Origin of the sequence: Marinobacterium alkalitolerans (assembly GCF_017776525.1) — a bacterium.
GTDB lineage: Bacteria > Pseudomonadota > Gammaproteobacteria > Pseudomonadales > Balneatricaceae > Marinobacterium > Marinobacterium alkalitolerans.
Genome location: NZ_JACVEW010000025.1, coordinates 1 through 13,293 on the forward strand (window position 1 = coordinate 1; position 13,293 = coordinate 13,293).

General features: G+C 59.0%; 13 protein-coding genes and 1 riboswitch. Of the genes, 6 read left to right on the top strand and 7 right to left on the bottom strand.

Going from position 1 to position 13,293, the window contains the following annotated elements; all coding sequences use genetic code 11:
- Positions 1–180: 180 nt before the first annotated feature.
- From H9C73_RS13690 to H9C73_RS13700, 3 genes are all read right to left on the bottom strand, one after another.
- A complete protein-coding gene (locus tag H9C73_RS13690) occupies positions 181–624 on the bottom strand; it encodes a universal stress protein (RefSeq protein WP_209288465.1) in 444 nt (147 codons plus the stop codon).
- Between the two features lie 9 nt (positions 625–633).
- Positions 634–3,225, bottom strand: coding sequence for a TRAP transporter permease (locus H9C73_RS13695; RefSeq protein WP_209288466.1), 2,592 nt, complete (start codon positions 3,223–3,225; stop codon positions 634–636).
- A gap of 65 nt (positions 3,226–3,290) precedes the next feature.
- Entirely contained in the window at positions 3,291–4,271 is a 981-nt protein-coding gene (locus H9C73_RS13700) for a TAXI family TRAP transporter solute-binding subunit (RefSeq protein WP_209288467.1), read from the bottom strand.
- 218 nt (positions 4,272–4,489) lie between these two features.
- Between H9C73_RS13700 and pfkA the strand changes: the two genes are divergently transcribed.
- Positions 4,490–5,494, top strand: a complete 1,005-nt coding sequence (pfkA, locus tag H9C73_RS13705) for a 6-phosphofructokinase (protein WP_209288468.1) — start codon at positions 4,490–4,492, stop codon at positions 5,492–5,494.
- 97 nt (positions 5,495–5,591) lie between these two features.
- Here pfkA and H9C73_RS13710 read toward each other — a convergent pair whose 3' ends face one another.
- From H9C73_RS13710 to H9C73_RS13725, 4 genes are all read right to left on the bottom strand, one after another.
- The gene (locus H9C73_RS13710; protein WP_209288469.1) at positions 5,592–6,233 is read right to left on the bottom strand and encodes an MBL fold metallo-hydrolase; all 642 of its coding nucleotides are present in this window, start codon (positions 6,231–6,233) and stop codon (positions 5,592–5,594) included.
- Positions 6,234–6,287: 54 nt separating this feature from the next.
- Positions 6,288–7,916: a methyl-accepting chemotaxis protein gene (locus H9C73_RS13715; RefSeq protein WP_209288470.1), complete on the bottom strand. Its 1,629-nt coding sequence runs from the start codon at positions 7,914–7,916 to the stop codon at positions 6,288–6,290.
- 106 nt (positions 7,917–8,022) lie between these two features.
- On the bottom strand, positions 8,023–8,910 hold the full coding sequence (locus H9C73_RS13720; protein ID WP_209288471.1) for a CHAD domain-containing protein: 888 nt from the start codon (positions 8,908–8,910) through the stop codon (positions 8,023–8,025).
- 4 nt (positions 8,911–8,914) lie between these two features.
- The gene (locus H9C73_RS13725; protein ID WP_209288472.1) at positions 8,915–9,106 is read right to left on the bottom strand and encodes a CPXCG motif-containing cysteine-rich protein; all 192 of its coding nucleotides are present in this window, start codon (positions 9,104–9,106) and stop codon (positions 8,915–8,917) included.
- A gap of 95 nt (positions 9,107–9,201) precedes the next feature.
- Positions 9,202–9,297: riboswitch (TPP riboswitch) on the top strand.
- A gap of 57 nt (positions 9,298–9,354) precedes the next feature.
- Here H9C73_RS13725 and thiD point away from each other — a divergent pair.
- The 5 genes from thiD to tenA are packed head-to-tail and all read left to right on the top strand — an operon-like array spanning position 9,355 to position 13,283.
- Positions 9,355–10,173, top strand: coding sequence for a bifunctional hydroxymethylpyrimidine kinase/phosphomethylpyrimidine kinase (gene thiD, locus H9C73_RS13730; protein ID WP_209288473.1), 819 nt, complete (start codon positions 9,355–9,357; stop codon positions 10,171–10,173).
- A 3-nt stretch (positions 10,174–10,176) separates the two neighbouring features.
- Complete coding sequence (locus H9C73_RS13735; RefSeq protein WP_209288474.1) at positions 10,177–10,911, top strand: ABC transporter ATP-binding protein; 735 nt, start codon at positions 10,177–10,179, stop codon at positions 10,909–10,911.
- Positions 10,908–11,681, top strand: a complete 774-nt coding sequence (locus H9C73_RS13740; RefSeq protein ID WP_407944014.1) for an ABC transporter permease — start codon at positions 10,908–10,910, stop codon at positions 11,679–11,681. The genes H9C73_RS13735 and H9C73_RS13740 overlap by 4 nt, the downstream gene beginning before the upstream one ends.
- A complete protein-coding gene (locus tag H9C73_RS13745; RefSeq protein WP_209288475.1) occupies positions 11,678–12,610 on the top strand; it encodes an ABC transporter substrate-binding protein in 933 nt (310 codons plus the stop codon). Before H9C73_RS13740 ends, H9C73_RS13745 begins: the two co-directional genes overlap by 4 nt.
- A gap of 10 nt (positions 12,611–12,620) precedes the next feature.
- Positions 12,621–13,283: a thiaminase II gene (tenA, locus tag H9C73_RS13750; RefSeq protein WP_209288476.1), complete on the top strand. Its 663-nt coding sequence runs from the start codon at positions 12,621–12,623 to the stop codon at positions 13,281–13,283.
- The last annotated feature ends 10 nt before the right edge of the window (positions 13,284–13,293 follow it).

Sequence of the window (13,293 nt, forward strand, 5' to 3'; positions counted from 1 at the left end):
CTGCCGTTCGGCAGAACCTGTTGTCTCAAGCGAGGCGCGTATCTTACCGCAACCCCGTTCAGTGTCAACCGTTTTTTGACTGTTTTCATCAGCTTAGCTGATGAAACGTCGCTGCGGTCAGCGCTGAAGTGGGGCGTATTCTACAGCGATCCGGATCGCTGTCAACGCCCTTTTTGAATTTTATTTTTCCGGCAGGTTACGCAACACCATTACGCTGCAATGCGCCCGCTCAACAACCCGGGAGGTGACCGAACCGATGAGCAGGTTTTCCACGCGTGAATGGTTGTGGCTTGGCATGACGATGAGGTCAACCTTCAGCTTTTCAGCCAGCGTTACGATCTCTCGTGCCGCATTGCCTTCTGCAATATGTACCTGACAATGCTCGCGCCCCGGCAATACGTCCTGAATCAGCTCAACCACTTCCTGTTGCAGTGCCCTGAGTGCCTTTTCAACCGCATCGTCCGGAAAGTAAGCCGCTACAACCGGCATACTCAGACCTGGCAGTACTGCCATTACGTGCAGCTCGGATGCTTCGCTTTGCAGGTAATGGCTGGCCTCTTGCAGCGACTGCTTCGCTGTCGCCTTATCCTGCATGTCGACCGGTAACAGTACCTTGTTAAACATTCTAACCTCCTAGGACGCAGCCAGAGCCTGTTGTTTGCGACGGCGCAGCTGCAATGCCGCCAGTCCGGCCAGCAGCAGGATGGCCGGCAGCATCATCCACTGTTTGTCCGGGCGCTCATTCTCAACCTGAATGCCCTGGATTTCCCAGTCAAAGTCCAGCCCCGCTTCCTGAGCCGGGCTCGCAAACCCGACCATATCAACGACGACTTTCTCATCACCGATATTCAGCATCAGGCCGGTATTGGCCAAACGCTCGGCACCGGTATCGCCATCCTCCAGCGGCAGGCGCACCAGTTTGCTGACCATGTCGCCATCAATGGTCATCCCTTCAGCCTTCAGCATCAGGTGTCCACCGGCGGGCACATCAGCCGCCAGCTGTTCGATTTTGGTCGGCGACTCCAGCGTGACCGGCGGATAGATCTCGTCCCACCAGAAGCCTGGACGGAACAGCGTAAAGGCGATCAGCAGCAACAGCGCGGTTTCATACCAGCGGCTCTTGACCAGCCAGTACCCCTGAGTAGCGGCGGCAAAAATCAGCATGGCCACAACAGCTGCCGCAATGGTAACCAGCAGGTGCGGGATACTTTCTATACCGATCAGCAGCAGCTCCGTGTTGAAAATGAACATGAAAGGCAACACGGCGGTACGAATATCATAGGTAAAGCCCTGCACACCGGTGCGTATCGGGTCAGACTTGGCAATTGCCGCAGCAGCAAAGGCCGCAAGCCCTACCGGCGGCGTGTCATCCGCCAGAATGCCAAAATAGAACACGAACAGGTGCACGGCAATCAGGGGCACGATCAAACCCTGCTCTGCCCCCAGAGTTACGATGACCGGAGCCATCAGTGTAGATACCACGATGTAGTTGGCGGTTGTCGGCAGCCCCATGCCCAGCAGCAGGCTGATCATGGCGGTGAACAGCAGCATCAACATGATGTTGCCCGCAGAAATGAACTCCACGAACTCGGTCATCACCAGTCCGATACCGGTCAGCGTTACCGTGCCAACCACGATACCCGCTGCAGCCGTGGCCACGCCGATACCGATCATGTTGCGTGAGCCGGTTACAAACCCGTCCAGCATGTCGGCAAACCCTTCCCGCACGCCTGCAGAAAAGTCACCCTCAGAGCGGAACATCGCTTTCAGCGGCTTGTGGGTCAGCACGATCGCGATCATGAAGACGGTCGCCCAGAACGCGGACAGGCCTGGCGAGAAGCGCTCGACTGTCAGGCACCACACCAGCACGAACACCGGCAGCAGGAAGTAGAGGCCGGATTTTACAGTCGGCCCTGTTTCCGGCAGGGAGACCACTTCAGAGTTAGGGTCATCCATCTGCAGATCGGGATAGGTTGCGGCAAAACGCACCAGCCAGAGATAGGCTGCCATCACGATGGCACCCATGATCCAGTAACTGGCGTTGCCAATATAGGCCTTGGTCCAGCCAAAGCCATAGTAAAGCCCCAGGGAAAGCAGGCAGATGCCCACCACAATGCCCAGCCAGGTCGCCAGCTTCTGAGCCAGCGAGCGAGAGTCCGGGTTACGCGGTAACCCTTCCATGCCGGCCTTCATGGCTTCCAGGTGAACAATGTAGATCAGTGCGATATAGGAGATCAGGGCAGGCAGAATCGCGTGCTGGATCACCTCGATATAGGAAATGCCAACATATTCGACCATCAGGAATGCCGCTGCACCCATGATTGGCGGTGTCAGCTGGCCGTTGGTGGATGCAGCCACTTCAACCGCACCCGCCTTGTAACCCGGAAATCCGACCCGCTTCATCAACGGGATCGTGAAGGTACCGGTCGTCACCACGTTGGCGATGGAGGAACCGGAAATGAGACCGCTCAGGCCTGAGGATACAACGGCTGCCTTCGCAGGGCCGCCTCGCATGTGACCGAGCAGTGAAAAGGAAACCTTGGTGAAATAGTTACCGGCGCCCGCTTTTTCAAGCAATGCACCGAACAGCACGAACAGGAATACAAAACTGGTCGAAACACCCAGTGCCACACCGAACACACCTTCGGTGGTCAACCACTGGTGTGACATGGCCTTGTTCAGGCTGGCACCCTTGTGTGCGATCACATCCGGCATGTAAGGGCCGGCAAAGGTGTAGGTCAGGAATACGGCAGCCACCACCATCAGTGGCGGTCCCAGCGCACGTCGAGTCGCTTCCAGCAACAGAATCATGCCGATGACGGCAACGACAATATCCATGGTGATGGGCGCACCGGCACGTCCTGCCAGTTCCGCTTCAAAAATCACCAGATAGGACGCCGCAAATGCCCCGGCCAGGGCAAACACCCAGTCCTGAAGGGGTATATAGAATCGCGGTGAGCGCTTGAGCGCCGGGTAGGCGGTGTACGCAAGGAAAATGGCAAACGCCAGATGAATCGCGCGCGCCTTGGAATCATTGATCACGCCAAAGTCGAGCAGGAACGGCAACGGCGAGGCATACCAAAGCTGGAACAGTGCCCATGCGAGTGCAACACCCCACAGCAGTTTCCCCGGAAAGCCACGCGGTGAGCGTGAGCCACTATCAGACTGGGCAACCAGCTCCTGAATATCGTCGTTCGATGTCTTGACTTGATCTTCTTGCGACACGGCGAACACCCTTCTTCCATAACGAAACAAAAAGGGGGCTCTCAGCCCCCTTGGCAGTCAGGTGCTTACAGCAGCCCGACTTCCTTGTAGTACTTCTCGGCACCCGGATGCAGAGGAGCAGTCAGAGAATCGCTGACCATCTCTTCTTTCTTCAGGTTTGCGAATGCCGGATGCAGCTTACGGAAAGTATCGAAATTTTCAAATACTGCCTTAACGACGTGATAGACCACATCTTCCGGAACTGCAGCGGAGCTTACGATGGTTGCACCTACACCGAAGGTCACAACATCGTCAGGGTTGCCACGGTACATTCCGCCCGGAATGGTTGCCTTGCGGTAATAGCTGTTCTCGTCAACCAGCATATCAACGGTGGCGTCATTAACCTCGACCACATTGCTGTCACACGAAGTGGTTGCTTCCTTGATCGCACCACTCGGGTGGCCTACGACATAGACCATGGCGTCGATCTTGTTGTCGCAAAGCGCACTGGCCTGCTCGGATGCTTTCAGCTCAGATGCCAGCGCAAAGTCATCGGTTGACCAGCCCTTGGCTTCCATCAGCACTTCCATGGTACCGCGCTGACCGGAACCCGGGTTACCGATGTTGACACGCTTGCCTTTCAGGTCGTTGTAGGTCTTGATGCCGGCATCAGCACGTGCCACAACGGTGAAGGGCTCCGGGTGCATTGAAAAGAGGGCACGCAGATCCTTGTTCGGACCCTGCTCTTCAAACTTGGAGGTGCCATTATAGGCATGGTACTGCCAGTCGGACTGAGCAACACCGATATCCAGTTCACCCGCACGCACGGTGTTCAGGTTGTACACGGAACCACCGGTACTTTCCACGGAGCAGCGGATGCCATGTTCAGAACGGTCCTTGTTGACCAGACGGCAGATCGCGCCACCTGTCGGGTAGTAAACCCCGGTTACACCACCAGTACCGATGGTGATGAAGCTCTCCGCACTTGCGACCGTGGAGGCACCCAGCCCCCCCATTGCGACTGCCGCGGTCATTGCTGCCGAGATCAGTGTTTTCTTCAGTGCCATAATCGAACTCTCCTGTTTCGGATCGGAATGGTTTCTGTCATCGATTTGCCAGAAACCGGCTTCAGAATCTGAGTATTAGTCACCATTGCTCCATCTTCAAGATTTCACAGTGTTTTTTACTGTACGATTTCAGAACGAAACGGTTTACAGGGTATGAGGTCATATCCGTTACAGCCTTTCCGCTATAGTGAAGTGGTACACATGTGACAGGAGTCGAGATGTATACGCTGCCCGAACTGGAGCCCTTGAGAGATTTTGAAGCCATCGCCGTACTCACCAGCGGCGGGGACTCACCCGGCATGAACCCGGCTGTACGTGGTGTCGTTCGCGCGGCCCTGAATCAGGGTATTCAGGTGTTCGGTATTCAGAAAGGCTACAGCGGCCTTTTGGCAGGCGACCTTCGCGTCATGACATCGGCCTCGGTGCGCAACATCGTGCAGCGTGGCGGGACCATTCTCAAGAGTGATCGCTGCGAGGCCTTCAAACAGCCGGAAGCACGCGCTCAAGCCATTCAGATACTGAAAGACAACGGCATTCAGGGGCTGGTTGTGATCGGTGGCGATGGTTCTCTCACCGGAGCCCACTGCCTGGCGGAAGAAAGTGACCTGGCGGTCATCGGACTGCCCGGTACCATCGATAACGATATTTTCGGCACCGAAGACACGATCGGCTTCGATACCGCCGTGAACACGGCACTGGATGCGATCGATAAGATTCGTGATACCGCCTCATCACATGAGCGTCATTTCCTGGTCGAAGTCATGGGACGCAACTCGGGCTTTCTGGCCACCCATGTGGGCATTGCGGCCGGTGCCGAAATGGTGGTGGTGCCAGAGTATGAAGTGCATATCGAACAACTGGGGCAGCAGCTGTCGGAGAGCCGCCGCAGCGGCAAGGGATCAAGCGGCATTATTGTGGTCGCCGAAGGGCGCGACCCGGGGCTGACCTACCGCCTTGCCGAACAACTGAAGCAGCAGGGTGAAGACCCGCGCGTGTGCATTCTGGGGCATATCCAGCGTGGCGGGCAGCCCAGTGGACATGACCGCGTCCTCGCCTCCAGCCTGGGGGCCATGGCGGTCAGCTACATGCTGGCAGGTTACAATGACATCATGGTAGGCGTTGCCGACGGCGCGGTCGTGGATATTCCGCTCGACAGCGTGATCCGCTACCGCAAGGGGTTGGATCCAAAACTGTTCGAGCTGGCTCTGTTGCTGCACAAATAGAGAGGTTGCTACTCCAGCGGAGGCTCTACTCCGCTTCCGCTGGGGTATCAGCCGGGTGTGGGACCGAGCGAACGTGACTCAAACACCCGCAAGGTAGTTAACCGTAGCGGCCAGCAATGAACGGATTGGACAGGCGCTCCTGTCCAAAGCTGGACATGGGGCCATGCCCCGGAATGAAGTCCACCTCATCGCCCAACGGCAACAGCTTTTCCTTAATGGAGCGGATCAGAGTGGCGTGGTCCCCGCGGGGAAAGTCGGTGCGGCCGATGGAGCCCTGAAACAGCACATCCCCGACCAGCGCCAGCGCCGAGGGCGCGTGGTAAAACACCACGTGACCGGGCGTATGACCCGGACAGTGCACCACATCGAGGGTTACGTCACCAAAGCTGACCTGATCCCCGTCTTCGAGCCAACGGTCCGGCGAGAAAATTTCCACATCGGGAAAGCCGAACATCTGGCTTTGCTGGGGCAACCCTTCGATCCAGAAAGCGTCCTCCTGCCCGGGCCCCTCAATCTGAAGCCCCAGATCTCGCGCCAGCACGGCCGTTCCACCTGCGTGGTCAATATGGGCATGGGTCAGAAGGATTTTTTCAACCGTTACACCCTCTTCGCGAATCGCGGCCTTGATGCGGTCAAGGTCGCCACCCGGGTCCACAACGGCACCCTTGCCTGTATGCTCACACCACAGCAGGGTGCAGTTCTGCTGAAACGGCGTAACCGGAATGATTCGATACTTCATGTGACTCCGAATACTCTTGAGTTTGCCTCAGTATATCGGCCTCAGGGCCTGAAATCAGGTCTTGAAGCGGTTGATCTGCTCCTGCAGCGCATGTGACAACTGCTGCAGCTCTTCCCCACTGGATGCCACGGAGTTCGCGGCTGCCACGGTGCTCTCGGAGGCCTGCGTAATGCGCAGCAGGTTGGAGTTCATCTCTTCAGACACCTGGCTCTGTTCCTCTGCAGCCGCCGCCACCTGCACGCCCATGTCACGGATACGGGCCATCTGCTCGACAATGCGCAGCAGCTCGCTGCCCGCATGCTGGGCTGTCTGTACGCTGTCATCCGCACGCTGGCGTGAGCGATCCATTACTTCAACCGCTTTCTGCGCGGCGCTGCGCAGACGGTCGTTCATGCTGCGAATCTCTTCGGTAGAGCCCTGAGTGCGCTGTGCCAGCTGGCGCACTTCATCGGCAACAACCGCGAAACCACGCCCGGACTCACCGGCGCGAGCAGCCTCGATTGCCGCGTTCAATGCCAGCAGGTTGGTTTGTTCGGAAATAGCCTGAATCTCTTCCAGCACCTGACCAATCTGTACCGTATCGCCTTCCAGTGCCTGAATCACCTCGGCCGCCTGCTCTACTTCCTGCGCCAGTGCCTGAATGCGGTGAACCGTGTCGTCCACATCATGGTTGCCTTCATCTGCCTCATGGTCAGCCATTTCAATGGCGGAAGAGGTTTCACCGGCACTGCGGGCCACTTCATGCACACTGGCAGCCATTTCGTTCATGGCTGTCGACAGCAGCTCCGCTTCCTGAGCCTGGGCATCCAGCGCTGCGCTGGTTTCTTCGGCGCTGCGGGCCAGCCCTTCTGCGCTGGAGGAAACCTGAGTGGCGGAGCTGGCAATCTGGTGTACCAGATCCTGGAAGGTGCCCAGCGTTTCGTCGATACGGCGTCCTACCTTGCCCAGCTCATCCTTGCTGTTGAGCTCGGTACGAATGCGCAGATCACCTGCCGCCACCTGCTTCATGACATCGGAGATACGCTCCAGCGGGCCTGTGATGGAGCGGCCAATGGGAATGGCCAAGGCAGCCAGAATCACCAGCGCACCCGCCAGCAGCGCACCCATGTAGATCACATCCTGGCGGAATGCAGAGTTCAGATCGGTCACGTATACCCCGGTGCCGACGACCCAGCCCCAGTCTTCAAACGGTTTGGCCAGCGTGATCTTGGTCTCCGCTTCGCCTGTCACCGGGTGTGGCCAGCGGTAGCGCAGCTCTGCCACATCGGTTCCGGAGCCCAGCAGGGCGGCCATATCGGCAAAAATGGCTTGTCCGTCTGCAGTTGTACGGTTTTTCAGCGACTTGCCCGCCAGTTCGGGGCTGGCTCCATGAGCGACTACACGCGCCTTGCTATCCAGTACGAAGAAGTAGTCGTTGTCGTTGTAGCGCATGGTTTCGAGCATTTTGCGGGCCTCGGCCTGGGCCTTTTCAAGGCTCAGTTCACCCGATTCCACTCGCGCCTGCTCAGCCTCCAAAAGCCCCTCTGTCGCATCCAGCAACGCGTGCAATTGATCTTTTCGTTCCGCCTGCAAGGAGTCGCGCATATCCAGCAGCGAAAGCGATGTAAGAACGACCAGCATAAAGCCGGCAATCAGCACCAGCGTCCAGAGCTTGGCACGGACAGAGAGGTTACGTAAGGACATGGGGGCATACTCCCGCTTATCTGATAGGGTCTGGTAATCGCTACAGATTAGCACAGTAATGGCACAGAGAAAGGCCTTTTAATTCACCGGGATATATTGCGGGATACTAATCTTTTGACCAGGCGCAAAAGACCTTTTTGACGCGCTTTTTGGCGGGTTTGGCATAGATAACGGTCGCCTCGGTCGTGACCTGCCCAAGCAACCGGTTGCGCTCCTGCTGAATGGCGTATTGCAGGGCGTTCAGAGTGTCGAGCGATTCCGGCTGATCCAGCTGCTGCAGAATCCCGTCCAGTACATCCAGGTCATGAATCCGCCCCAGCGCACTGCCCAGTGGCTTGAGACGCTCACTCCAAACGAAGTCGGTACCGGGCACCAGCCACAGATGCTGATACATCCAGACCTTGACCCATTTGCGCCAGCGGTGGAGCGCCTCCTGATCAGCCCGTTGGAGCGCCTTGCGTGACAGCTTCTCCCCCTTTGTTGCCACTTTCAGAAAACCCGTTTTCAGGTGGCATTGACGCAGCCCTTCAAAGTCAGCATCCATCACCTTGCATTCAAGTGCGTATAGCAGCGGCGATACCTCTGCCAGCGGCTGCTCCGGGTGGGCAGCCGGCCGGGTATGGTCGAGCAGTCCTGCATCCAGCTGTTTCTGAAATGCATCCGGCAGATCAACAGGCAGGCTCTGGCAGGTCGTCTGCATCACGGCATGGTCACGCTGACCGGACAGTGCCTTGGCGATCCGGCGGGTCGCATCGTGGAGCATCTGTTTTTCTTTCAACCCCGGCTCTGCCAGGTACCAGAGCGCACGCAGGCGCTTCATATCAACCCGCGTCTGGTGCACGATTTCATCCTGATCGATATCCGGCCGTGCCAGCCCCGACTCCAGGCGTTCACGGGTTTGCTGCAGCAGGTCCAGTGCACTGGATCTGACTTCAGCGCCACTGGTGTCTGCATTCAAGGGACGCTGTTCGCCCTTACACACTCCGGTGGACATACGGCTAACCTCCTTCGCGTTCGACCCTCACTTCCGGTGCTCCCTGGTCCCCGACTTCCACGTGCACGGTCATCGGACTGCAGCAGACCGCACAATCCTCACTGTAATCCTGTTCAGGTTCAGTCACATCAACCGTCAGGCTGATCGGCTCACTGCACCAGGGGCACATCAGCTCAACCACTTCCAAAGGATTCATGGACTATCCTCCATCATCTGGCCCGCCTGCCCTGCTTGGCATTCGGTCTGGTTAAAGCATAGACACTCACGCCTCAAGTGCCTAAACTAGCCCCTGATTCTTGGTCGGGGTGCCCGCTTTGACGGGCTGAGATGAGACCCGCTGAACCTGATCCGGTTGGTACCGGCGTAGGAAATCGAGATGACCGACACTCACACTCCATGCATGCGCGTGGCCGGTGCGGTTTTCTCCCGTACTGGAGCGTTCACATGACACAAACACCTGCCTCTGTCGCACTGACCATTGCCGGCTCCGATACTGGTGGTGGTGCCGGCATTCAAGCTGACCTGAAGGCCTTTTCCGCTCTGGGTGTGTTTGGCACCTCCGTCATCACGGCCCTGACCGCTCAGAACACCCGTGAAGTGCGTGCAATTCACGATGTGCCCGCAGCCTTTATTGCGGACCAGCTCAATACACTGCTGGATGATATTCGGGTGGATGCGGTCAAGATCGGCATGCTCAGCCGCCCCGAAACCATTCGGACTGTCGCCAGCGTGCTGAAACGGCGCGGGCTGGGCAATATCGTGCTCGACCCGGTCATGGTCGCAAAGAGCGGTGACAAGCTGCTGGCGCATGATTCGGTTGATGCACTGCGGCGCGAGCTGCTGCCTCTGGCCAGCCTGATTACGCCCAACCTGCCGGAAGCGGCTGTATTACTGGACACGCACGAGGCCCGAACCCCCGATGAAATGCAGGCGCAGGCAGAGCAGCTGCTGGCACTGGGCCCGCAAGCGGTCCTGATCAAGGGCGGCCACCTGGCGGACTCCGCCAGCGACGAAAGTGCCGACCTGCTGATGACCTCAGACACTCGCCTCTGGCTACCGGCCAGGCGCATCCGGACCGAGAACACACACGGGACCGGCTGCACCCTCTCCTCCGCCATTGCCGCGGGCCTGGCCAAGGGGCTGGATGTTTCAACCGCCGTGCACGAGGCCAAGGCCTACATCACCCGCGCCATTGAGGCGGCAGACCGACTGCAGGTTGGCAGCGGCCATGGCCCTACTCACCATTTTCACGCCTGGTGGTAAGCCTTGGATATTCGCATTGAACAGGCCAGTCTGCGCTGGCAGCATCACTGCGTCTTCAGCAACCTGAACCTGTCACTGCCCGCAGGACACTGGACCAGCATTCTGGGTCAATCCGGTGTCGGGAAAAGCTCGCTGTTACAGCTGCTGTGCGGTATCGCCGATGATGCCGAAATTGAGGGACGTATCGAATGCAGCGATGGACGCCCCCTGCAGGGACGTGTGGCCTGGATGGCACAGCAGGACCTGCTGCTGCCCTGGCTTAGTCTGCTCGATAATGTACTGCTGGGGGCTCGGCTGCGGCAGGGCACGCCGTCCGCAGAGCAGAAAGAGCTGGGCCATTATCTGTTGCAACAGGTGGGTCTGGCAGACCGGGCCCTGTCCCTGCCGGCACAGCTGTCCGGTGGGCAGCGCCAGCGCGTCGCCCTCGCCCGTACCCTGTTTCAGGATCAGCCCCTGATCTGCATGGACGAACCCTTCTCGGCGCTGGATGCGATCACCCGTCTCAGGTTGCAGGATCTGGCCGCGAAACTGCTGTCCGGTCGCACCGTACTGATGATTACTCACGACCCGCTGGAAGCCCTGCGCCTGTCAGATCGTATTCAGGTGTTGCGCGGGACACCGGCCCACCTCACCGACCCTCTGCTGCCCAGCGGGACAGTGCCACGCAGCGTCGACGCCCCCGAAGTGCTCGAATATCAGGGGCGATTGCTCAGGATGCTGGCGGAGGACACTCCATGATGTCGCTGCTGCGCGGAGTCACGCTTGGGCTCGGTCTGCTGCTGTTGTGGCAGCTGATCGTCTGGCTCACTCAGGCGCCCCACTTCATTTTGCCGGGCCCGGTGCGCGTACTGGAAACCCTGATCAACCAGTTCCCGCTGCTGATGAAACACGCCGGCGTGACGCTGGCAGAAATTCTGCTGGGCCTGCTGCTGGGCACCCTGCTGGGGCTGGGCAGCGCACTGTCGCTGGTCACCTGGGGCAGCCTGCGTCGCTGGCTCCTGCCGGTTCTGGTTATAAGCCAGGCGATCCCCGTGTTTGCACTGGCGCCGGTACTGATGCTCTGGCTGGGGTATGGCATGGCGTCCAAGGTCGCCATGGCCACCCTGATCATTTATTTCCCGGTCACCGCCGCCTGCTTTGATGGCCTGCGCCAGACCCCGACCGGCTACCTGCAGCTGGCCCGGACACTCGGCGCCAGCCGTCGTACCCTGTTACTGCAGATTCGCCTGCCTGCGGCGCTACCGGCCTTCGGCTCCGGCCTGCGTGTCGCCGCATCGGTGGCGCCAATCGGCGCGGTCGTGGGTGAATGGGTGGGTTCATCCACCGGCCTTGGCTATCTGATGCTCAACGCCAACGCCCGCATGCAGGTCGACCTGATGTTTGCAGCCCTGCTGGTGCTCGCCGTGATGGCACTGGGGCTCTATTTTTCCGTAAACCTGATCGCACGACGGCTCACCCCCTGGGTGAGCGAATCCACGTCATCCAACTTTCGAGGACATTCCGCATGAAACGACTGACCGCCCTTCTCTGTGGTTGCCTGCTGTCGGCACAGGCACTGGCAGCCGACAAGGTCGAGCTGCTGCTGGACTGGTTTATCAACCCTGACCACGGCCCGCTGATTATCGCCCAGCAAAACGGCTACTTTGCCGAACAGGGCCTTGAGGTCTCACTGGTAGAACCGGCAGATCCCTCCATGCCGCCCAAGCTGGTCGCCGCAGGCAAGGCCGACATGGCCGTCAGCTACCAGCCGCAACTGCATTTGCAGGTCGATCAGGGCCTGCCGCTGGTGCGCGTGGGCACACTGGTCGCAACACCGCTCAACTCGCTGGTGGTACTGGAAGATGGACCGATCAAGTCCATCGCCGACCTCAAGGGCAAGAAAGTGGGCTTCTCCGTCAGTGGCTTTGAAGACGCACTGCTGCGCGCCATGTTGGGCCAGCACGGTCTGACGCTGGAAGACATCGAGCTGATCAACGTCAACTGGTCCCTGTCCCCTTCCGTGATCAGTGGTCAGGCTGATGCCGTGATCGGCGCTTTCCGTAATTTCGAGCTCAACCAGATGGATATCGAAGGTCACCCGGGGCGCGCCTTCTTTGTTGAAGAGGAAGGGGTACCGGCCTATGACGAGCTGATTCTGGTCGTGAATCAGTCCGTGCGTAACGACGATCGCTGGGGGCGCTTCATGACAGCGCTGGAACAGGCGACCCAGTACATCATCAACCACCCTGATGCCGCCTGGGACGCTTTCGTGAGCTACAAGCCGGACGAGTTGGATACCGAACTCAACCGCCGCGCCTGGCGCGATACCCTCACCCGTTTTGCGCTGCGCCCGGCTGCGCTGGATCAGGGCCGCTATGAACGCTTCGGGGCCTTCATGCAGGCACAGGGCCTGACCGAGTCCAACCCGGCCGTCGACACCTACGCCATCAGCCCTTGAGGTGCACAGCATGTCACTCTATCAACACCTCAAACAGCAGTGCGCACAGGACTGGGCGGCCTATATCGAACATGACTTCGTACGGCAGCTCGGAAAGGGAACATTGCCAAAGGAATGTTTCCAGCATTACCTGAAGCAGGACTACCTCTTCCTGCTTCAGTTCAGCCGTGCCTGGGGCCTGGCCGTCTACAAGAGCGAAGATCTGAGCAGCATGCGCTATGCCCAGGCCGGCCTCAACGCCATGCTGGATACCGAGATCGGCCTGCACATCGATTACTGCCGGGAGTGGGGGATCAGCGAACCGCAGCTGCAGGCGCTGCCGGAAGCCGCGGCGACGGTCGCCTACACCCGCTACGTGCTGGATGCCGGCCTGGCCGGTGACCTACTGGATCTGCACGTGGCCCTGGCCCCCTGCATTCTGGGCTACGCGGAAATCGCCCAATGGCTGGCCCGGCAGCCGGAGACAGTGCTGGACGGCAACCCCTACAACGCCTGGATTCAGATGTACCTGAGCGAGGAGTACCAGCAGGCCGCTCAGACCGAGCGGGAGCTGCTCGATTCCTTGGGCAACAACCTGTCAGACGAGCGCATTGCCGCCCTGGAAAAACGTTTCCGTACCGCGACCCGCATGGAAATCAGCTTCTGGCAGATGGGTCTGGACCTGGCCGACTGACAACGATAAT

Coding starts and splice junctions, on each gene's coding strand:
- H9C73_RS13690 (WP_209288465.1), bottom strand. CDS start 624: ATGTTTAACAAGGTACTGTTACCGGTCGACATGCAGGATAAGGCGACA.
- H9C73_RS13700 (WP_209288467.1), bottom strand. CDS start 4,271: ATGGCACTGAAGAAAACACTGATCTCGGCAGCAATGACCGCGGCAGTC.
- pfkA (WP_209288468.1), top strand. CDS start 4,490: ATGTATACGCTGCCCGAACTGGAGCCCTTGAGAGATTTTGAAGCCATC.
- H9C73_RS13710 (WP_209288469.1), bottom strand. CDS start 6,233: ATGAAGTATCGAATCATTCCGGTTACGCCGTTTCAGCAGAACTGCACC.
- H9C73_RS13715 (WP_209288470.1), bottom strand. CDS start 7,916: ATGTCCTTACGTAACCTCTCTGTCCGTGCCAAGCTCTGGACGCTGGTG.
- H9C73_RS13720 (WP_209288471.1), bottom strand. CDS start 8,910: ATGTCCACCGGAGTGTGTAAGGGCGAACAGCGTCCCTTGAATGCAGAC.
- H9C73_RS13725 (WP_209288472.1), bottom strand. CDS start 9,106: ATGAATCCTTTGGAAGTGGTTGAGCTGATGTGCCCCTGGTGCAGTGAG.
- thiD (WP_209288473.1), top strand. CDS start 9,355: ATGACACAAACACCTGCCTCTGTCGCACTGACCATTGCCGGCTCCGAT.
- H9C73_RS13740 (WP_407944014.1), top strand. CDS start 10,908: ATGATGTCGCTGCTGCGCGGAGTCACGCTTGGGCTCGGTCTGCTGCTG.
- H9C73_RS13745 (WP_209288475.1), top strand. CDS start 11,678: ATGAAACGACTGACCGCCCTTCTCTGTGGTTGCCTGCTGTCGGCACAG.
- tenA (WP_209288476.1), top strand. CDS start 12,621: ATGTCACTCTATCAACACCTCAAACAGCAGTGCGCACAGGACTGGGCG.